We start from the raw sequence: 18,026 nt of genomic DNA, 5'->3' as shown, positions 1-18,026 counted from the left end.
CGTTTCGGCCTGGATCTACTAGCGGGTCACCTTGACGTCGTCGATGCCGGCCTCGACCAGGGAGGCGCCCGAGGCGTCACCGGCCTCGACGAGGATCCGGACGCTCTGCCCGGCGAAGGCGGAGATGTCGACGTTGGCCGTGCCCCAGGCGCCGTTGCGGTTGGCGGCCGCGCCGAGCTGCTGGAACACCTGGGTGGTGGTGGAGCCGACGACCTTCACCCGCAGGAAGTCGGCGGTGGAGGAGTTGGAACCGTGCGCGAGGTACCAGGAGAACGCCAGCTTGAGCGTTCCCGACGGCAGGGTGACGGCGGGTGACTGGATGCTGGTGACTCCTCCGTCGATGTCGTAGTCGCCCGCCGCGGTGCCCGCGAGCCTGCCGGTGACCAGGTCGTTGGTGCCGCTGACCGTGGTGCCGAGCTGCTTGGCGCCGCTGGAGGTGGTGGCCTGCGGGACGCCGCGCTCCCACTGGCCCGAGGTGGCGGTGTCGGTGCCCGAGGGGTTGGTCGTCCAGCCGGTCGAGGTCTCGAAGGTGTCCTGCCAGAGGACCGTCGGCGGCGTGGCGGTGGCGGTGGTCCACACCGCGTAGGCGATGGCGTCGGCGTTGCGGTTCAGCGCGGTGTCACTGATGTTGGTCGTGGTGTCGCAGGCCCGGTGATAGCAGGGATCGAACGCCTGGCCCGACGTACCACCCCAGAGCGTGGCCTGGGCGCTGGTCTTGATGCCCTCGGCGCCGGTGAAGGTGCCTCCGGCCGGGATGCCGACGGCGATGAACGGACCGTAGTCGGAGCGGCCGTCGAAGTCGGTGCCCCGGGTCGCCACGCCGATCGAGGTGAAGTACGCCTGGAGCGTCGCCTCCAGCTGCGCCGAGCCCGCCGGGCCGGGGCCCGAGCCGACGCCGTCGGAGTTGTCGCCGTCGTAGATGAAGTAGCCGGCGTTGGGCGAGCCGACCATGTCGAAGTTGTAGTAGCCCTTGACCTTGGCCCGCTCGGTGGCCGAGAGGCTGTTCACGTAGGCCTGCGAGCCGCGCAGACCCAGCTCTTCCGCACCCCACCAGGCGAAGCGCAGGTGCTTGGTGGGAGCCAGCGACTGGCGGGAGACCTCCAGGGCGGTCTCCAGGATGGCGGCGCTGCCCGAGCCGTTGTCGTTGATGCCGGGGCCCGCGGTCACGCTGTCGAGGTGGGCGCCGACCATGAGGATGTCGTTCGGGTCGCCTCCGGGCCAGTCGGCGATGACGTTGTAGCCGGTCGCGCCGCCGTAGGTGAACGACTGCAGGGTGGTGGTGAACCCCGCGCCGTCCAGCAGGCCCTTGACGTAGTTGGCCGACGCCAGGTAGCCGGGGCGGCCGTGGGCGCGGTTGCCGCCGTTGGCGGTGGCGATGGACTGGAGTTGGGTGAGGTGTGCCTTCACGGCGGTCAGCGAGATGTCCGGTGGAACGGCGGCCGACGCCGATGGTGCGGTGAACGCCAGGGGGATGGCCAGGATCGCCGCCATGCCCATGGTCCACAGACTGCGCATCATGCTCCTCGGGTTTGAGGGTGTGGGGGTCCCCCGAGCGGCGCGCACCCGTGGTGAGTGCGCGCCGTACAGCGTGGTGGTGCGCTTTGCTGGATTTGCGGTTAGCGGGCCGCGCCCTCGGGAGCCGTCGCGGCCTGCGCCGCGGTCCTGGCGAGCGTCGCGGCGTTGCGGTCGGGGATGCCCGTCAGGTCATAGGCGAAGAACGCGGTGGCGTAGCCGATGGCCTTGGCGTTGCGGTCGAGCGCGGTGGCGTCGATGTTGCCGATGCCGTCGCAGGCGGCGTGGTAGCAGGGGTCGTAGGCGGCACCGGCGGTCCCGCCGAACTTGGCGGCCTGCTCGGCGGTCTTGATGCCCTCGGCGCCGCTGAAGATGCCTCCGGCCGGGATGCCGTTGGCGATGAACGCGCCGTAGTCGGAGCGGCCGGTGAAGTCGGTGCCCTCGAAGGGCAGGCCGCGCTTGCCGTAGAACCTCTCCAGGCGCTTCTCGATCTCGGCCGACCCCGCCGGACCGGCCGGGGCGCCCTCGCCGTCGGAGTCGTCACCGTCGTACAGGAAGGCGCCGCCGTTCGGTGAGGCGATCATGTCGAAGTTCAGGTAGAGCCTGATCTTGTCGCGCTCGGCCTGGGACAGGCCCTCGACGTACTGCTCGGAGCCGAGCAGGCCCAGCTCCTCGGCGCCCCACCAGGCGAAGCGGAGCTTGTACTTGGTCGGCACCTTGGCCAGCTTCAGCGCGGTCTCCAGGACGGCGGCGCTGCCCGAGCCGTTGTCGTTGATGCCGGGGCCCTCGGGCACGCTGTCCAGGTGCGCGCCGACCGCCACGATCTCGCCGGACTTGCCCCAGCGGGAGTCGGCGATCAGGTTCTTGGTACGGCCGACCGTGGTCTCGGCGTCCACCTTCAGGCGGACCGTGGTGTTCGGGCTGGCGGCCAGGTCCAGGCCGACGGCCGTGCTCGCCATCACGATGGGGAAGCCGAAGCGCCACTCGATGATGTCGAAGAGGAGCGGGTCGGTACGGCCGGGCTGGCCCTCGTTGAAGAAGATCACACCGGACGCGCCGGCCGCCTTGGCGTTGGTGGCCTTGTTGATGAACGGGCAGGTGCCGCGCTGGAGCAGAGCGATCCGGCCGGGGACGAACCCGGCGAAGTCAGCGGCCTCGCACCCCGCGGTCGAGGTGTTCGGGCTCGGCGGCGGCGGAATGATCGCGTCGACGACCTGGACCTGGGCGGTGACGTCGCCGCCGCTGGAGGAGATCACCGTCACGAAGTCGGCGGGGTTGGCGTAGGTCTTCGCCACCGGAGCCGTCTGCTGCAGGATGGAGGGGCTGGACTCCTGCCAGTCGAGCGGGAACTCGACGTCGGTCGTGGAGGTCTTGTATCCGGCCTTGTGCAGCTTGTCCTGCACGTAGGCCAGGGAGGCGTCGTAGCCGGACGTGCCCGCCGCCCGGTTGCCGCCGTTGGCGGTCGCGATCTGCTGGAACCTGTCCAGGTGTTTCTTGACGTTGCTGCCCTTGATCTGTGTCGCGAACGCGTTGGCGAGGACGTCCGGGACGCTGGGGGCCGTGATGGTCGCGCTCGCCGGTGCGGTGAAGGCGAGGGGGAGGGCGATGGCCGTGACCAGGGTGGCGGTCCGGACCATGCCGCGTCGTAACCTCAGGCGCATAACGCTCCTAGGGGTGGAACGGAGGGGGATTCCCTATTACGTACATGGCGGAACGTACCGTTATCAATCGCGTTCGCCTAGATGCGCTGACGCCGAGTTGCGAGAAAAGTTATCAAGTCCGACCCTGTCAGGGTTTTCTCAGGGTCGCCTCGGGAACGTGGCGGTTCCGGTCGTTCGTTTGACTGGACGAGGAACACCGATTCGGGGAGAGGCACCGTGTACCGTTCGAGAAATCACAAGATAATCGCCGGAGTCTGCGGCGGGATCGCGGACAGTCTCAACCTGCCGCCCACCCTCGTCCGGGTGCTGTGGCTGCTGCTCTCGCTCATCCCGGGACCGCTCTGGGTCGTCTACGTGCTCATGTGGATCTTCATCCCCAAGGCGCCGGAGGCCCGTTACTGAAAATAAGCTGGGGGTATGAGGCAACGCCCCCTGGCTCTGGTCCAGGACGACCTGGTCGACTACGAGAAGGCGATGGAGCGGATGACCGACCTGGTCGGTCAGCGGCAGCGCGACGAGCGCCCCGACACGCTCTGGTTGCTCAGCCACCCGCAGGTGTACACCGCGGGCAGGCGAACCCTTGAGCAGCACCTGCCGGATCCGGCTCACGGCATCCCGGTCGTGAGCACGGGTCGCGGCGGCCAGCTCACCTACCACGGCCCCGGCCAATTGGTCGGGTACCTGATCGTCAAGCTCGGCGAGGGCGAGGGGATCGTCGACTACGTCCGGGAGGTCGAGCTGAGGCTCGTCACGGCGCTCGGCGCGCTGGGAGTCGCGGCCGAGCGCCGCGACACCCCGCCGGGCTCGGAGTTGCTGACCGGCGTGTGGACCGTCGAGACGGGACGCAAGATCGTCTCGATCGGCATGCGGCAGAGCCGGGGCGTCACCAGCCACGGGTTCGCCCTCAATGTCGACGGCGACCTGACCCCGTGGGGCTGGGCGGTGGCCTGCGGGATGCCCGAGGTCGACATGACCTCGATGCGCCGGGAGGCCCCCGCCGCCGCGGCCATGGAGCAGGTCCGGGCCGCGGTGGCGGAGGCGTTCGAGGCGAGCTGACCGGTCCTCAGGTGGTGACCGGCGCGGGTCTCGGGAGGCCGACCCGAGTCGGTCAGCCGATCGGCTCCTTGCCGACCGGGTCGGCCGGACCGGCCGGGTCGAGCTCGTCGATCGTGCGGCGCGGGCCGGTGAACCAGTGCCTGGCCGACAGCACCCACCACAGGCCCACGCCCAGCACCATCACGCCGACCACGATCGGCGCGTAGTTCACCGCGGCCGGTGTGAAGTCGTCACTGAACGGCACGGCCGCCGGGACCAGCGGCATGACGAAGTAGATCGAGACGATGACGATCTCGACGATGGCGATCCAGCACATGACCCGGTACTTCGATCCCAGCGTCCAGGGACCCGGCTCGAACCGGTCGCCCATCCGCAGCCGGAGCCAGATCGGGATCGCGAAGGCGATGTAGAGGCCGATGACCGCCACCGAGACGACCGCGTAGAAGGCCAGCGGCAACCCGCCGGGGGCCTCGTACAGCGCGGGCAGGGTGAGGACCAGCGCGGCCGCGCAGCCGAAGATGATCGCGTTGACCGGGGTCCGGTTGCCGTCCACCTTCGACCACAGGCGCCAGCCGGGGACGGCGCCGTCGCGGGAGAACGCGTAGGTCATCCGGGACATCGAGGTCACGCAGCTCATCCCGCAGAAGAACTGGCCGATGGTGGAGATCGTGAAGATCGCCGTGGCCAGGTTGCCGGGGAGCGCGCTGTCGAAGATGGCGCCGACGAAGCCGCCCGCCTCGTTGACCGCGTTCACGTCGGTGGCCGCGAACAGGAAGGCCAGCAGCAGGATCCAGCCGCCGATCGCCGAGTAGAAGATCGACTGCCACAGTCCTTTGGCAGCGGCGGTGGAGGCGCCCTGGGTCTCCTCGGACACGTGCGCGCACGCGTCGAACCCGGTGATCGTGTACTGGGTCAGCAGGAATCCGAGGGGCAGCACGTAGAACCAGTAGGACGAGTCGGAGAAGCCGGAGTTGTTGATCGTCTCGGTGAAGACGAACGACATCGACTGGTGCGAGTCGGGGCCGAAGATCAGGATCAGCACGACCACCGCCGCGCCGAACACGTGCCACCACACCGAGACGTTCTGCAGCAGCGAGATCAGCCGGTGGCTGAAGATGTTGATCAGCGCGTGCAGCACCAGGACGATCGCGAACAGGATGAACGCGTTGGTCAGGGTGGGGTTCCAGCCGGGGAGGAACCGGTTGAGGGTGATGTTCAGGAAGGTCGCGCAGCCGTAGTCGACCGAGGCCGTCACGGCGATCAGGCCGATGAGGTTGAACCAGCCGGTGAACCAGCCGTGGATGGGCTTGCCCATCTTCGCGGCCCACCAGTAGATGCCGCCGGCGGTCGGGTAGGCCGACACCAGCTCTGACATGCAGAGCCCGATGATCAGGATGAAGATCGAGATCAGCGGCCACCCCCATGAGATCGCGATGGGGCCGCCGTTGTTCCAGGCCTGGCCGAACGTGGTGAAGCAGCCGGCCAGGATGGAGATGATCGAGAAGGAGATGGCGAAGTTCGAGAAACCGCTCCAGGTTCTGGAGAGCTCCTGTTTGTAACCGAGTTCGGCGAGCCGTCTCGCGTCCTCGTCGACCGACGTTGGCTTGGTCACGCAAGCCTCCTAGCGTGGTGGTGCGGGGGGTGGAAATCCGGTGCTCGCGCCCCGGACGTCATCGACGAGCCGTCCGAACCCCGGGTCGTCCAGGTCTCGTACGGCCTGTGAGAACTTGTCGGCCGCCTCGGCCTCGTAGTCGAAGTCGGCGGCGGCGGCCTGCTCCTTCAGCAGCCCGTGGTGCACGGCGAACCAGAGCGACCAGGTCAGGTTGGACATGATCAGGTTGAGCCGGACCCTGGAGGTGAGCCGCCGGTCGTCGGTGCCGAAGTAGGCGCGGGCCAGCCGGGTGGTCAGGTCCGGGTCGTAGTCCGCCTCGGCGGCGATGTCGCCCAGTTCGAAGGCGGGGTCGTTGTTCCCGGAGAGCTGGTAGTCGACGATCCTGACCTCGGTGCCGCAGCGGATGAAGTTCCCCGGCAGCAGGTCGTTGTGGCACGGCACCTTGGGCAGCGGGTCGGCGGCCAGCGCCCGTTCGATCTCCGCCGCCGTGGCGAGACGGTCCTGGTAGCCGTCGGGTGTGTCCAGTTCGTGGGTACGGCAGAGGGTGAGGAACTCGTCGAGCTTGCGGAAGATGGAGAAGTCGTTGACGAACCGGGGCCCGGCGTGCAGCCGGCGGCAGGCCGCCGCGATGGGGCCGGGAAGTGTCCGCACGGTGTGCGCGTCCAGGGTGACGCCGTCGAGGTACTCCAGCACCAGCGCGCCGGGCAGCCGGTGCAGCACCCTGGGGCCGACCCCCGCGTCCGCCGCGTGGACGGTGTTGGCGATCTCCTCGTCGAGCGGTATGCCCAGGCCGGCGGCCGACACCCGGGGATCGAGCACCCGCAGCAGCCAGCGCTGTCCGTCGGCGGCGTCGAGCCTGGCGATCCGATGGCTGAGCCCGCCCTTGATCGGCGTCTCGGTCACGGGCTGTCCGGCCCATTTACGGACGTCCCCTAGAGGATCTGGCATGCCGCTCTCCTTTGGCCTACCTTCAGACCATTGATCCGATTCTGCGGACGAGGTGTTACAGAGGGGTTGCGGACTTTGAAACTTCCCAGCTCTGCACGGGCCGTCGTGATCGGTGGCGGGGTGGCCGGGTGCAGCGTGGCCTATCATCTGGCAAGGCTCGGCTGGACCGAGGTGATACTCGTGGAGCGACACGAACTCACCGAGGGGACCACCTGGCATTCGGCCGGGTTCGTGGGCCAGCTCCGCTCCACGGTCACCCAGACCAAGATGATTATGTATTCGGCCGGTCTCTATCCCGAGCTGGCCCGGCTCACCGGCCTGGACCCGGGGTGGCACGGGGTCGGCGGTCTCCGCCTGGCGACCACACCCGAGCGGGTGGAGGAGTCCCTGCGCCTGGCCGGGGCCGGGGAGACCTACGGGCTGGGTCTTGAGGTGCTCTCCGGCGCCGAGGCGAAGGAGAGGTTCCCGCTGCTGTACGCCGACGACGTGCGGGCCGCGCTCTGGCTGCCCGGGGACGGCTGGCTGGATCCGGCGCTGCTGGCCAGGGCGCTGGCGGCCGGGGCGCGGAAGCTGGGCGTGCGGATCCTCACCGGGACTCGCGTGGTGGGGCTCGACGTGGCGGGCGGGGCGATCACCGGCGTACGGCTCGCTTCGGGCACCGAGGGGGCCGAGGATTTCGAGGAGTGGCCGGTCCGGGCGGAGACCGTGGTCGTCGCGGCGGGTGCGGCCAGCGGGTGGGTCGGGCGGCTGGCCGGGGTGGACATTCCGGTTGTGCCGATCAAACACCAATATGTGGTCACCGAGCCTTTCGGGGTTCCTTCCTCCATGCCCACGGTGCGGGATCCGGACAACATTGTCTATTTCCGGGAAGAAAATGGCGGCATTCTGGTCGGTGGGTATATCCGAAACCCGGAAATCTGGTCCACTGCTGCCCCGCTTGAGGAGCCTCGGACTGTCTTTCCTCCTGATATGCCGAAATTTCAGGAATCGTGGGATTCGGCGGTACGACGGGTCCCCGCCCTGGCCGCCACCAGGATCACGAAGGTCGTCCACGGCCCCGAGGCGTTCACCCCCGACGGGGAGTTCCTTCTCGGTGAGACCTCGGTCCGCGGGCTGTGGACGGCGGCGGGCTTCTGCGTCCACGGCTTGGCCGCGGCCGGCGGCGTGGGCAAGGTCATGGCCGAGTGGATCGTGGACGGCTCGCCCGAGTACGACGTGTTCGGCATGGATCTGCGACGCTTCGGGGCCCACGCCCGTTCCGCGGCGTGGAGCCGCGCCAAGGCCCTGGACTCCTACTCGAAGTACTACGACATCGTCTACCCAGGCGAGGAGCGGACCGCCGCCCGGCCGCTCCGCCGCTCTCCCGCCTGGGTCCGGCACGCGGAGCTCGGGGCGGTGTTCGGCGAGAAGGCCGGCTGGGAGCGGGTGAACTGGTTCGAGTCCAACGCCCGCCCGGCCGCGGAGCCCGGCCTGGGCCATCGCCCGGACGGTCTGGAAGACCGGGGTCTTCGAAGGGGCGGTGGGGACGGCCGGGGAGTCCGCCCGGCCGGGTGGGCCGGCCGGATCTGGTCGCCGGCCGTCCGCGAGGAGTGCCTGGCCACCCGGGACGCCGCGGGCCTGTTCGACCAGACCTCGTTCGCCAAGCTGGAGGTGGCGGGGGCGGGAGCACTGGAAGGGCTGCAGCGGGCGTGCGCCGGGCAGCTCGACAGGCCGGTGGGCTCGATCGTCTACACCCAGCTCCTCAACGCGCGCGGTGGCGTCGAGGCCGACCTGACCGTCACCCGCCTGGCCGACGACCGCTTCCGGTTGGTCACCGGCACCGCCTTCGGCGTCCACGACGCCGCCTGGCTCCGCGGCCAGGGAGTCGACGTCCGTGACGTCACCTCGGCCCACGCCTGCTACTGCCTGTGGGGCCCGCGAGCGCTCGACATCCTCGGTTCCGTCTGCGGCGACGACCTGACCTTCGGCTACCTGAGGGCCAGGGAGATCAGTGTCGGAGGAGTCCCGGTGCTGGCCCAGCGGGTGACGTTCGTGGGCGAGTTCGGCTGGGAGCTGTACTGCCCCTCGGAGTACGGCCTGACGCTCTGGGACACGCTCATCGCGGCGGGGACGCCGTACGGCATGCGCCCGGCCGGGTACCGCGCGATCGACTCGATGCGCCTGGAGAAGGGCTACCGCGTCTGGGGCCTGGACATCACCCCGGAGACCACCCCGTACGAGGCGGGCCTGGGCTTCGCGGTCGCCGGGGACAAGGACTTCCTCGGTCGCGCCGCCCTGGACGCCGCCCACCGCTCCGCCGACGACCGTCGCACGTCGGCCGTGCCGGCCGCGAGTCCGAAGGCCCCGGTGCCCGCGCGGAGCCTGTTCTGCCTGGTCCTGGACGACCCGCGTCAGGTCTGTCTCGGTGGCGAGCCGGTCCGTTCCGGCGGTCTGCCCGCCTCGCGGGTGACCAGCGGCGGGTACGGCCACCGCGTCGACCGCTCGATCGCCTACGCCTACCTGCCCAGGGGCACCGCCCCGGGTGACCGCGTCGAGGTCGGCGTGACCGGCACCTGGGTGGGCGCCGCCGTCGCCGCCGAACCCCTCTACGACCCCTCCTCCGAACGCGTCCGTCGCCTGCCGCCGAGCTCCTCCGTGTGACCAGGGCTCCTCGTCACCTCGACCGCCCGTGCCCCGCCCACGTGCGGGAGGATGCCCGGGGTCCCTTCCCGCCGTCCTCGCCGGCCCACCGGTCGGCGAGGTGTGTTCCACCTCTCAGGTAGTCCTCCATACGCCTGAACGGAGAGCGGGGCGATTTTCGGTGAAGCCCGTCACCGGCCTGCCCGTCGGCGCCCCTAGGCTCCGGAGGTCGGCGCCAGATATACCCCTGGGGGGTTGCCGGAAAGGGGGTCTGTGTGGCACTGTGGCGGAGTCGATATATACCCCCTTCGGGTATTGAGGAGGAGTGATGAACGGCGCGATCAAGGTGGGCGCGTACGTGGTCGGGCTGGCGGTGGTGTTCGGCGGCGCGCTGGGGGTCGGCCGGGTGGTCGGGCCCGTTGGAGGCGCGGTGGCCGAGGCCGCTCGCGACGCGGGCCACAGTGCCGAGCCGGGCGCCGAGCATGCCACCGGGGCGGGCGCGGGGCATGACGAGGGGCACGACGAGGAGGCGGGGGCGGCGCGGGCGCCGGCCGTTCCCGGCGGGCTCCAGGTCTCCCAGGGGGGATACACGCTCCTGCCGGAGACCGACGAGGTCAAGGTGGGCAAGCGGACCGACTTCCGCTTCTCGGTGATCGGCCCCGACGGCCATCCGGTCACCGGGTTCACCACCCAGCACGACAAGAAGCTGCACCTCATCGTGGTCCGCCGAGACCTGACCGGCTTCCGGCACCTGCACCCCACCCAGAAGGGCGGGGTCTGGTCGGTCCCGCTGGAGCTTCCCGCCGCCGGGGAGTACCGGGCGTTCGCCGACTTCGCCCCGGAGGGGGCGGAGGCCATGACGCTCGGCATGGACCTGTCGGTGGCGGGTGACTACCGGCCCGAGCCGCCGGCCGTCCCGGCGGAGACCGCGAAGGTGGGCGACTACACCGTCACCCTTGCCGGAGACCTCGTGCCCGGCCGCACCAGCATGCTCACGCTCTCGATCGCCAAGGACGGGAAACCGGTCACCGACCTGGAGCCCTACCTGGCCGCCTACGGCCACCTGGTCGCGCTCCGTGACGGCGACCTGGCCTACCTGCACGTGCACCCGGACGGCGCGCCCGATGACGGGCGCACCGCGCCCGGCCCGGACATCACCTTCTACGCCGAGGTGCCGAGTGCCGGGACCTACGGGCTCTACCTGGACTTCAAGCACGCCGGCACGGTGCGCACCGCCGTCTTCACCGCCGCCACCGGCCCGGATCCCGAGGCCGGTGGGGCCACGGCGCCGACCGGGGACGGTCACGGCCCCCACGAGCACGGACGGTAGCCGTGAAATACCCCGAGGGGGTTATGTGTTCCCATGGTGAGAGGGCGGGGCATGTTCGCCCGTACCCATGGCGGGGACGACCCCCCGAACGGACCGGCGCCCAGATCATGACGGGGCGCTTCGACGAGGCGCACGGCCGGGTACCGGTATCGGCCCCCGGCCGAGTACGACGACAGACGAGGCACAAGGAGAGGACATGACGTCCATGACCACCGGCAGGCCGCCCGCCGGCGGCGAGATCGAGCTCGCCATCGGTGGCATGACCTGCGCCTCCTGCGCGGCACGCATCGAGCGCAAGCTCAACAAGCTGGACGGCGTGACCGCGACCGTCAACTACGCCACCGAGAAGGCCAAGGTCGCCTACCCCGGTGACGTCACCCCCGAGGACCTGGTCGCGGAGGTCGAGAAGGCCGGATACACCGCCGAGCTGCCCGCCCCGCCGTCCCCGGAGGGGACGGAGGAGCCGGTCGAGCCGGACACGCTCACGCCGCTCAGGCAGCGACTGATCATCTCCATCGTGCTGTCGGCGCCGGTCGTCGCGATGGCGATGATCCCGGCGCTGCAGTTCGACAACTGGCAGTGGCTCTCCCTGGCCCTGGCGGGACCCGTCGTGGTCTACGGCGGCTGGCCCTTCCACCGGGCGGCCTGGACCAACCTGCGGCACGGCGCCGCGACCATGGACACGCTGGTCTCGATGGGCACGATCGCCGCGTTCGTCTGGTCCCTGTGGGCCCTGTTCTTCGGTACGGCCGGGATGCCGGGCATGCGGCACGGCTTCGAGTTCACCCTCTCCGGGGGTGACGGCTCGGGGAACATCTACTTCGAGGCCGCCGCCGGAGTGATCACCTTCATCCTCGCGGGCCGCTACTTCGAGGCCCGTTCCAAGCGCCGGGCCGGTGCCGCGCTCCGCGCGCTGCTGTCGATGGGCGCCAAGGAGGTCACGCTGGCCTCCGGGGAACTCGTTCCCATCGACGGTCTCAAGGTGGGAGACCTCTTCCTGGTACGGCCGGGGGAGAAGATCGCGACCGATGGCGTGGTCGTGGAGGGTTCCTCGGCCGTGGACGCCTCCATGCTGACCGGTGAGTCGGTTCCCGTCGAGGTGCGACCGGGTGACACGGTGGTCGGCGCCACCGTGAACGCCGGAGGACGGCTCGTGGTCAGGGCCACCCGGGTCGGCTCGGACACCCAGCTCGCCCAGATGGCCAGGCTGGTGGAGGACGCGCAGAACGGCAAGGCCGCCGTACAGCGGCTGGCCGACCGGATCTCCGCGGTGTTCGTGCCGATCGTGATCGTCCTGTCCGTGGTCACCCTGGGCTTCTGGCTCGGCACCGGTTCCGGCGCCACCGCGGCCTTCACGGCCGCCGTGGCGGTACTCATCATCGCCTGCCCCTGCGCCCTGGGCCTCGCCACGCCGACCGCGCTGATGGTCGGCACCGGCCGCGGCGCCCAGCTGGGCATCCTGATCAAGGGGCCCGAGGCGCTGGAGTCGACCCACGGCATCGACACCGTCGTCCTGGACAAGACCGGCACCGTGACGTCGGGCACGATGACCCTCAAGGACGTCTTCACCGCGGAGGGGGAGGAGCGCGACGAGGTGCTCCGGCTGGCCGGGGCGCTGGAGGCGGCCTCCGAGCACCCCATCGCCCGCGCCGTCGCCCGCGCCGCGAACTCCACCGCCAAGGTCGAGGACTTCGCGAACGTCGAGGGCCTGGGCGTCCAGGGTGTCGTCGACGGGCACGCCGTCCTCGTCGGGCGCCCCCAACTGCTCGCCGAATGGTCGCAGCACCTGCCGTCCGGCCTTTCCGAGGAGCTGGACCGGGCATGGGCGCGCGGGGAGACCGCCGTCGCGGTCGGCTGGGACGGCAAGGCCCGCGCGGTGCTCACCGTGGCCGACGTGATCAAGCCCACCTCGGCCGAGGCGATCACCGAGCTGCGCGCGCTCGGCCTGCGCCCGATCCTGCTGACCGGCGACAACGAGACGGTGGCCCGTACGGTCGCCGAGGCCGCGGGTATCGACGACGTCATCGCCGAAGTGCTGCCCGCGGACAAGGTGGAGGTCGTCAAGCGTCTCCAGACCGAGGGCCGTACCGTGGCCATGATCGGCGACGGGGTCAACGACGCCGCCGCGCTCGCCCAGGCCGACCTCGGCATGGCGATGGGCACCGGCACCGACGTCGCGATCGAGGCCTCCGACCTCACCCTGGTCCGCGGCGACCTGCGGGTGGCCGCGGACGCGATCCGACTGTCCCGCCGCACGCTGCGGACCATCAAGGGCAACCTGTTCTGGGCCTTCGCCTACAACGTGGCCGCCATCCCGCTGGCCGCGTCCGGGCTGCTCACCCCGATGATCGCCGGAGGCGCGATGGCGCTCTCCTCGGTCTTCGTGGTCAGCAACAGCCTCCGGCTGCGCCGCTTCAGGTGACCGGTCACCGTACCGGCGCCGCCAGGTCGGCGGAGGGTGCGGGTTCGACGTCGGGGCTCGGCGCGGGGTCTCCCGCGCCGAGCCCGTCGCGTTCCGACAGCCGGAGGATCCTGCCGACCGTCGCCGAGTCCGCGACGTAGATGTGCGGTACGTCGACGAAGATCCTCATCGACCCGCAGCCCACCATGAGGCCGTCCGCCACCTCGCTCTGGACACCGCGCAGTGGCACGTAGTTCAGGTAGCTGGTGAACGCGTTCTGGGACCGGAAGGCGGCGGTCATGGCCAGCCGCCCGGCACGGAGCCTGAAGGCGAGGCTGGTCAGGCAGGGCACCGCGTCGGGTTGCTCGCCGGGAACGGTCAGCGAGATCCAACCGCTCTTGGTGTACGGCTTGGCGCGGAGCACGTCAGCGATCCAGCCGAGCTGGTCGACACCGAGCAACTGGCGGAGCCGCCCTCCGTAGCTGTACTTGAAGGGCGGCACGATCGACCGCTCGCTGAACTTGCTGGCGTACAGCGGAATCTTCCCCGCGTCGCCGTAGCACCTCAGGACCGGGTCTTCCCAGTCCAGACCGGTGATCTCGAACAGTACCGCCGGTGCCTCGATGATCGGGCCGCGGTCGTCCAGGGCGGGCCGGCCGTTGTTCGTCACGTGTCGCATCAGCCAGATCCACGTCTCCCCACAAGACGCGAATCTGAGGAGGTCGGGCATTCAGGTCTCCACATTGGGGAAATGGAAGGGATTGTGTGGGAGTCGGCGTTGCCGGGAAACGTTGGCGCGGACGTAGTAGACGAAGTAGTGGATCATTGCGAGCAGCCCGATGATCACCAGGAGCAGGGCCGTGGTGGGCACGGCTCCGATCATCCCGAGCACGCCGGCCGCGATGTAGGAGCTGTTGACCAGGGCCAGCATCATCACGTTGATCCCCGGCCAGGCCAGCGGCGCGTACGTCTCCGGATAGCGGGGGTCCACCGGCAGGTTGGGAGTCCAGCCGAGGGCCGAGAACTGGTCCTTGAGGTGGACGACGTAGAGCAGACGGAAATTGTTGAGCGCCCGCGCGGTCCGCATGTGCGCGTTCACCGCCTCGATCAGCCGCAGGAAGGGCAGCACGCTGAGCAGCCCGAACGCGGCGACCGTCGCGAACAGGTACCAGGGCACGCTCTGCCATGAGACCAGCATGTTCGGGCTGATCACTTTCGCGCCGGTCAGTGCGATCGCGGCGGCGAACGGGGCGGAGAGCAGGCTCATGGAGAGCCTGGTCATCTTGATGCGCTCGTCCTTGGCGGCCAGGTAGACCTGGTACGTCCCGGTGAAGTCCACGGACACGAGGGCAAGGAATTCCCTGGGTGCCACCGGCAGCCCGTCCAGGGTCTCGGGCAGTGCTTCCGCGGTCGCCCGCGGTGACGTCTTCCGCATCGGGACCCCACTTTCGACGAAGAGTGGATTTTCCCGTAGGAAGATATTGACTCACTTGTCAGGCTAATGAGGGTGTTTTGACGACATATATCTCAGGACTTCTGCGGGCAGGCCACCCGCGGGGCGCGGTCGGCCGTTCACGGCGGCCTGCCGGAGACCGGCACCGTCGCGCGCCCGCAGGTGTCCTTCAGCCTTCCACCGTCCCGGCCTCCCCGAGTGGCAGTGCCTCTCCGAGTGGCAGTGCCTTTCCGAGTGGCAGCGCTCCCTCGACTGGCAGTGCCTCCTCCACGGAGGCGGCCATCGTGAAGTAGCTCAGCAGTCCGGCGGTGGCGAGCATGTGACGCAGTGTCCGGCTCGCCCCGGTCACCACCAGGTGGATTCCTTTCTCCTGGCTCTGGCGCAGGATCCTCAGCAGTTCCGCGAGCCCGGTGGAGTCGCAAAAGGTGAGCCCGGCCAGATCGAGGATGAGCAGGGGGGCGGCCTCGGCACGCGTACCCGGGAGCAGTGGCGACGGGGAGGGGGGACTCTCCGGGAGGAGCGACGGGGGAAAGAGCGGAGAGTCGTCGGTGCTCGTGTTCCAGAACCGGTCGATCTCCCTCCGGAAGACCGGTGCGTAGACGTAGTCGAGTTCGCCGATCGCCCGGACCACGATGGCGCCCTCGTGCGCGCCGGTCGAGACGAAGAGCGCGTTCACACCTTCGGGTGGCATGGAAAGACTCCTTAGGCCCGCAGTTCACAGGGCGGGCGTTCCCTCCGTCTTACCAGGTATGTACGGTCGGTGCCCCAGCGGAGGGTCGAATCACTGGATACGTATGATTTTTTCCATCCCGTCAGATATGCGACGAGGTGGGTACGGGGCCATCCGGAGTGCGATCTTTGTCGTGAGCGGCCGGACGACGTCGGCGGCCACCATCGCCAGCCCGGAGATCGCGAAACCGGTCATGCAGACGATCGAACCGGTCCAGCCTGCCACGGTGTGCCCCATGTCGTGCTCTTCGTGGATCTCCGCCAGCTCCGCGAAGTCTTCTCTTATCCCCATGCGCTCCCCCTCCATCCGGATCGCCGCCTTCCGCGGGCCCCGGTGAGGTCTCGGACGGCGGGCGGCTAAGTTGGATCTGCTCGCACCGTTTATCTCACGAGCTAAATTTCTTAGATGGTAAGGAGAGTTCGCGATGGAAGGCAAGTCCAGCCCCGGGGCCTCGCCGCTGGATGTCCTGAGCCGGATGGACCAGCTGATCGCGTTGAGCATGGTCGGGCAGCACGCGCTCGCCGAGCGCCTCGGCATCAACGTCACGGACCTGACGTGTCTCGGTTTCATCCTCGGTGCGAAAGGGGAGGCGCTCACCGCGGGGCGTCTCGCCGAACTGGCGGGTCTCACCACCGGGGCCGTCACCGGGGTGGTCAACCGCCTGGAGGGCGCGGGTTACGCCCGGCGCGTCCCCGACCCCCACGACCGCCGCCGCATCCGGATCGTCCCCGAGGGGGACCCGGCGGCCCGCGTCGCGGTGGCGTACGAACCCACCTACCGGCGGCTCATCGAGCTCTTCGAGAGTTACGGCCCGGACGAGCTGGCCACCATCTCCGACTGGTTCACCCGCGCCGCCGACGCCATGCGGATCTCGCTGGCCGAGATCCGCGAGTCTCCGGCGCCCTGAGTCCGCGCCCGGCTCCGTGGCCGGGAGGGCGTCAGTCGTTCTTGAAGGGGTCGTGCTCGGCCAGCAGCTTGTCCAGCCTGGCCTGGTCGACGCGGCTGACGACCGCGGCCTCCTCGGTACGGTCCCGGACGCACTTGGCGAGAGTGAACGTCGACGTCACCACGTAGAGCAGCCCGATGCCCATGAAGGACCGGACCCAGGCGGTCACGGGCAGGTAGGCGATACCGATCACCATGGCCGCCACCGACAGCCCGAACGAGATGACGGCCTGCAGGTAGAAGGCGGCGGTCGTGGTGCTCTTCACCGGTCGTGTCATGTTCCCATCGTCGAGACGATCCGCCTTTCGAGGCATGAGCGCGGCTACTCAGTTACCGGTGAGTACATCAGTGTGGTGACCTGCCCGGGATTCTGCGCGTCCGCTCCGCCAAGGGCGGTCCGTGGACCTCCACGGGGGCATGGGATGATTGCCGGACCATGCTCGCGACCTGGCCTTTCCGCATCGCCCGCGCCGCCGCTTTCGCCGCGGTCTGCCTGGGCCTGAGCGTGATGGCGCACGTCCTCGCGGGAGGCTCGGTCTCCGCGCCGAGCGCGGCCGCCGCCCTGGCCCTCGCCTTCGGCGCGGCCCTCGCCACCTCGGGGCGCGAGCGCACACTGGCGGTGATCCTGCCGCTGCTGGCGGGCGTGCAGGCCGGGGTGCACGTGCTGTTCTCCCTCGCGCACACCGCGTCCCCGGTCGAGGTCGGCGGGCATGTCCACGCGGGGCTGCTGCCCGGACTGGGCATGCTGGTGGCGCACGGGTGGGCCGTCGGACTGACCGCGCTCTGGCTGGCGCGCGGCGAGGCGGCGCTGTGGGCGCTGCTGCGACGACTCGGTGCGCGGTTCGGCCGCGTGCTCATCGTGCCGGTGACCCCGGCGTACGTGGCCTTCCTCACCCCGTCCGCGAGCGAGCCCGGCCCTCTCCGCTCCGCCGTGCTGCGCCACGTTCTCAGCCGGCGCGGCCCTCCCCGGACCGTCACCGCGACCTCCGGCTGACCGCGCGGGTCACCCGGGGGTGTCGCCCGTTCCCGAGCCCGCACGCGCGGGCCTGCGCCGATGCGGCCTTCCTGCCGCCCGGCGAACCGAACCAGCGTGACAGTTCCGGGCTGCCTGTCCGGCATGGCCATCGAGCGGCGTCCGGCCGCGGCCTGTCGGCTGCCCGGCCAGAAGAGAGGCATCACCATGTCCGTTCGTCGTATCACCCCTGCCGGAATCCTGGTCGCGGCCGTGGTGGCCCTGGCCGGGTGCGGCTCCCAGAGCACCGTCGCCCCGGCGGCGGCCCCCGCCACCCCCGCTCCCACCGCCCCCGCGTTGACGATCACCGACCCGTGGGTGAAGACCGCCAAGAAGGGGATGAGCGCCGCCTTCGGCACCCTGGTCAACAACACCGACGCCGAGGTGACGGTCGTCTCCGCCGCCTCGTCGCTGTCGCCGAAGGTCGAGTTGCACGAGGTCGTGGAATCCGCGGGAAAGATGGTCATGCGACCCAAGGAGGGCGGGATCGTGATCCCCGCGCGGGGCACGCATCAGCTCCAGCCGGGCGGCGACCACATCATGCTGATGGGCGTCACCGAAGCGGTGAGGCCCGGCGCTGAGATCCCCTTCACCCTCACCCTCAAGGACGGCGGGACCCTGGAGTTCACCGCGGTCGGCAAGGACTTCGCCGGAGGCCAGGAGAACTACCAGCCCGGCACGGACCCCAAGGGGCACGAGGGCATGGACATGGGCGAGAGCCACGGCTGACCGAAAAGCGGAGTAGAA

General features: G+C 69.8%; 17 protein-coding genes. 8 read left to right on the top strand and 9 right to left on the bottom strand.

Annotation, left to right across the window (positions count from 1 at the left end):
- Positions 1–18: 18 nt before the first annotated feature.
- Together ACFQVD_RS27670 and ACFQVD_RS27665 are read right to left on the bottom strand one after the other, a co-directional pair.
- Positions 19–1,518 carry a M28 family peptidase gene (locus tag ACFQVD_RS27670; protein ID WP_343964806.1) on the bottom strand — a complete coding sequence of 500 codons (1,500 nt, stop codon included), beginning with the start codon at positions 1,516–1,518 and terminating at the stop codon, positions 19–21.
- A 98-nt stretch (positions 1,519–1,616) separates the two neighbouring features.
- On the bottom strand, positions 1,617–3,173 hold the full coding sequence (locus ACFQVD_RS27665) for a M28 family peptidase (protein ID WP_343964804.1): 1,557 nt from the start codon (positions 3,171–3,173) through the stop codon (positions 1,617–1,619).
- A 216-nt stretch (positions 3,174–3,389) separates the two neighbouring features.
- On the opposite strand from ACFQVD_RS27665, the gene ACFQVD_RS27660 reads away from it, so the two are divergent.
- Both ACFQVD_RS27660 and lipB read left to right on the top strand, forming a co-directional pair.
- The gene (locus ACFQVD_RS27660) at positions 3,390–3,575 is read left to right on the top strand and encodes a PspC domain-containing protein (protein WP_343964802.1); all 186 of its coding nucleotides are present in this window, start codon (positions 3,390–3,392) and stop codon (positions 3,573–3,575) included.
- Positions 3,576–3,590: 15 nt separating this feature from the next.
- On the top strand, positions 3,591–4,229 hold the full coding sequence (gene lipB, locus ACFQVD_RS27655) for a lipoyl(octanoyl) transferase LipB (protein ID WP_343964800.1): 639 nt from the start codon (positions 3,591–3,593) through the stop codon (positions 4,227–4,229).
- 52 nt (positions 4,230–4,281) lie between these two features.
- Here lipB and ACFQVD_RS27650 read toward each other — a convergent pair whose 3' ends face one another.
- Together ACFQVD_RS27650 and ACFQVD_RS27645 are read right to left on the bottom strand one after the other, a co-directional pair.
- Complete coding sequence (locus ACFQVD_RS27650) at positions 4,282–5,841, bottom strand: amino acid permease (RefSeq protein WP_343964798.1); 1,560 nt, start codon at positions 5,839–5,841, stop codon at positions 4,282–4,284.
- Positions 5,842–5,850: 9 nt separating this feature from the next.
- Positions 5,851–6,789 (bottom strand): phosphotransferase, encoded by a 939-nt coding sequence (locus ACFQVD_RS27645; protein ID WP_343964796.1) that lies wholly within the window; start codon positions 6,787–6,789, stop codon positions 5,851–5,853.
- A gap of 105 nt (positions 6,790–6,894) precedes the next feature.
- Here ACFQVD_RS27645 and ACFQVD_RS27640 point away from each other — a divergent pair, with 105 nt between their 5' ends.
- The 3 genes from ACFQVD_RS27640 (at position 6,895) to ACFQVD_RS27630 (ending at position 13,160) form a co-directional block, all read left to right on the top strand.
- Positions 6,895–9,429: a GcvT family protein gene (locus ACFQVD_RS27640; RefSeq protein WP_343965030.1), complete on the top strand. Its 2,535-nt coding sequence runs from the start codon at positions 6,895–6,897 to the stop codon at positions 9,427–9,429.
- Between the two features lie 307 nt (positions 9,430–9,736).
- Positions 9,737–10,738: a hypothetical protein gene (locus ACFQVD_RS27635; RefSeq protein ID WP_343964794.1), complete on the top strand. Its 1,002-nt coding sequence runs from the start codon at positions 9,737–9,739 to the stop codon at positions 10,736–10,738.
- A gap of 196 nt (positions 10,739–10,934) precedes the next feature.
- The gene (locus ACFQVD_RS27630; RefSeq protein ID WP_343964792.1) at positions 10,935–13,160 is read left to right on the top strand and encodes a heavy metal translocating P-type ATPase; all 2,226 of its coding nucleotides are present in this window, start codon (positions 10,935–10,937) and stop codon (positions 13,158–13,160) included.
- Between the two features lie 4 nt (positions 13,161–13,164).
- Here the strand turns inward: ACFQVD_RS27630 and ACFQVD_RS27625 are convergent, their stop codons facing one another.
- From ACFQVD_RS27625 to ACFQVD_RS27610, 4 genes are all read right to left on the bottom strand, one after another.
- On the bottom strand, positions 13,165–13,818 hold the full coding sequence (locus ACFQVD_RS27625; protein ID WP_343964791.1) for a hypothetical protein: 654 nt from the start codon (positions 13,816–13,818) through the stop codon (positions 13,165–13,167).
- Positions 13,819–13,869: 51 nt separating this feature from the next.
- A complete protein-coding gene (locus ACFQVD_RS27620; protein ID WP_343964790.1) occupies positions 13,870–14,574 on the bottom strand; it encodes a hypothetical protein in 705 nt (234 codons plus the stop codon).
- A gap of 187 nt (positions 14,575–14,761) precedes the next feature.
- Entirely contained in the window at positions 14,762–15,283 is a 522-nt protein-coding gene (locus tag ACFQVD_RS27615) for an STAS domain-containing protein (protein WP_343964789.1), read from the bottom strand.
- Between the two features lie 90 nt (positions 15,284–15,373).
- Positions 15,374–15,613 (bottom strand): HGxxPAAW family protein, encoded by a 240-nt coding sequence (locus ACFQVD_RS27610; RefSeq protein WP_343964788.1) that lies wholly within the window; start codon positions 15,611–15,613, stop codon positions 15,374–15,376.
- Positions 15,614–15,746: 133 nt separating this feature from the next.
- Between ACFQVD_RS27610 and ACFQVD_RS27605 the strand changes: the two genes are divergently transcribed.
- Positions 15,747–16,229 carry a MarR family winged helix-turn-helix transcriptional regulator gene (locus ACFQVD_RS27605; RefSeq protein WP_343964786.1) on the top strand — a complete coding sequence of 161 codons (483 nt, stop codon included), beginning with the start codon at positions 15,747–15,749 and terminating at the stop codon, positions 16,227–16,229.
- A 31-nt stretch (positions 16,230–16,260) separates the two neighbouring features.
- Here ACFQVD_RS27605 and ACFQVD_RS27600 read toward each other — a convergent pair whose 3' ends face one another.
- Entirely contained in the window at positions 16,261–16,545 is a 285-nt protein-coding gene (locus tag ACFQVD_RS27600) for a YiaA/YiaB family inner membrane protein (RefSeq protein ID WP_343964784.1), read from the bottom strand.
- Between the two features lie 158 nt (positions 16,546–16,703).
- Here ACFQVD_RS27600 and ACFQVD_RS27595 point away from each other — a divergent pair, with 158 nt between their 5' ends.
- The gene (locus ACFQVD_RS27595) at positions 16,704–17,261 is read left to right on the top strand and encodes an MFS transporter (RefSeq protein WP_343964782.1); all 558 of its coding nucleotides are present in this window, start codon (positions 16,704–16,706) and stop codon (positions 17,259–17,261) included.
- A gap of 96 nt (positions 17,262–17,357) precedes the next feature.
- A complete protein-coding gene (locus tag ACFQVD_RS27590) occupies positions 17,358–18,008 on the top strand; it encodes a copper chaperone PCu(A)C (RefSeq protein ID WP_343964780.1) in 651 nt (216 codons plus the stop codon).
- Positions 18,009–18,026: the final 18 nt, after the last annotated feature.

Source organism: Streptosporangium amethystogenes subsp. fukuiense, from assembly GCF_042665875.1.
Lineage (GTDB): Bacteria > Actinomycetota > Actinomycetes > Streptosporangiales > Streptosporangiaceae > Streptosporangium > Streptosporangium fukuiense.
This window is presented reverse-complemented; position numbering and strand designations above follow the sequence as displayed.

Bases quoted from the DNA above. Each gene is read 5' to 3' on its own strand.
- ACFQVD_RS27615 (WP_343964789.1), bottom strand. From the start codon at position 15,283: ATGCCACCCGAAGGTGTGAACGCGCTCTTCGTCTCGACCGGCGCGCAC.
- ACFQVD_RS27625 (WP_343964791.1), bottom strand. From the start codon at position 13,818: ATGCGACACGTGACGAACAACGGCCGGCCCGCCCTGGACGACCGCGGC.
- ACFQVD_RS27620 (WP_343964790.1), bottom strand. From the start codon at position 14,574: ATGCGGAAGACGTCACCGCGGGCGACCGCGGAAGCACTGCCCGAGACC.
- ACFQVD_RS27610 (WP_343964788.1), bottom strand. From the start codon at position 15,613: ATGGGGATAAGAGAAGACTTCGCGGAGCTGGCGGAGATCCACGAAGAG.
- ACFQVD_RS27645 (WP_343964796.1), bottom strand. From the start codon at position 6,789: ATGCCAGATCCTCTAGGGGACGTCCGTAAATGGGCCGGACAGCCCGTG.
- ACFQVD_RS27595 (WP_343964782.1), top strand. From the start codon at position 16,704: ATGCTCGCGACCTGGCCTTTCCGCATCGCCCGCGCCGCCGCTTTCGCC.
- ACFQVD_RS27605 (WP_343964786.1), top strand. From the start codon at position 15,747: ATGGAAGGCAAGTCCAGCCCCGGGGCCTCGCCGCTGGATGTCCTGAGC.
- ACFQVD_RS27600 (WP_343964784.1), bottom strand. From the start codon at position 16,545: ATGACACGACCGGTGAAGAGCACCACGACCGCCGCCTTCTACCTGCAG.
- ACFQVD_RS27670 (WP_343964806.1), bottom strand. From the start codon at position 1,518: ATGATGCGCAGTCTGTGGACCATGGGCATGGCGGCGATCCTGGCCATC.
- lipB (WP_343964800.1), top strand. From the start codon at position 3,591: ATGAGGCAACGCCCCCTGGCTCTGGTCCAGGACGACCTGGTCGACTAC.
- ACFQVD_RS27635 (WP_343964794.1), top strand. From the start codon at position 9,737: ATGAACGGCGCGATCAAGGTGGGCGCGTACGTGGTCGGGCTGGCGGTG.
- ACFQVD_RS27630 (WP_343964792.1), top strand. From the start codon at position 10,935: ATGACGTCCATGACCACCGGCAGGCCGCCCGCCGGCGGCGAGATCGAG.
- ACFQVD_RS27665 (WP_343964804.1), bottom strand. From the start codon at position 3,173: ATGCGCCTGAGGTTACGACGCGGCATGGTCCGGACCGCCACCCTGGTC.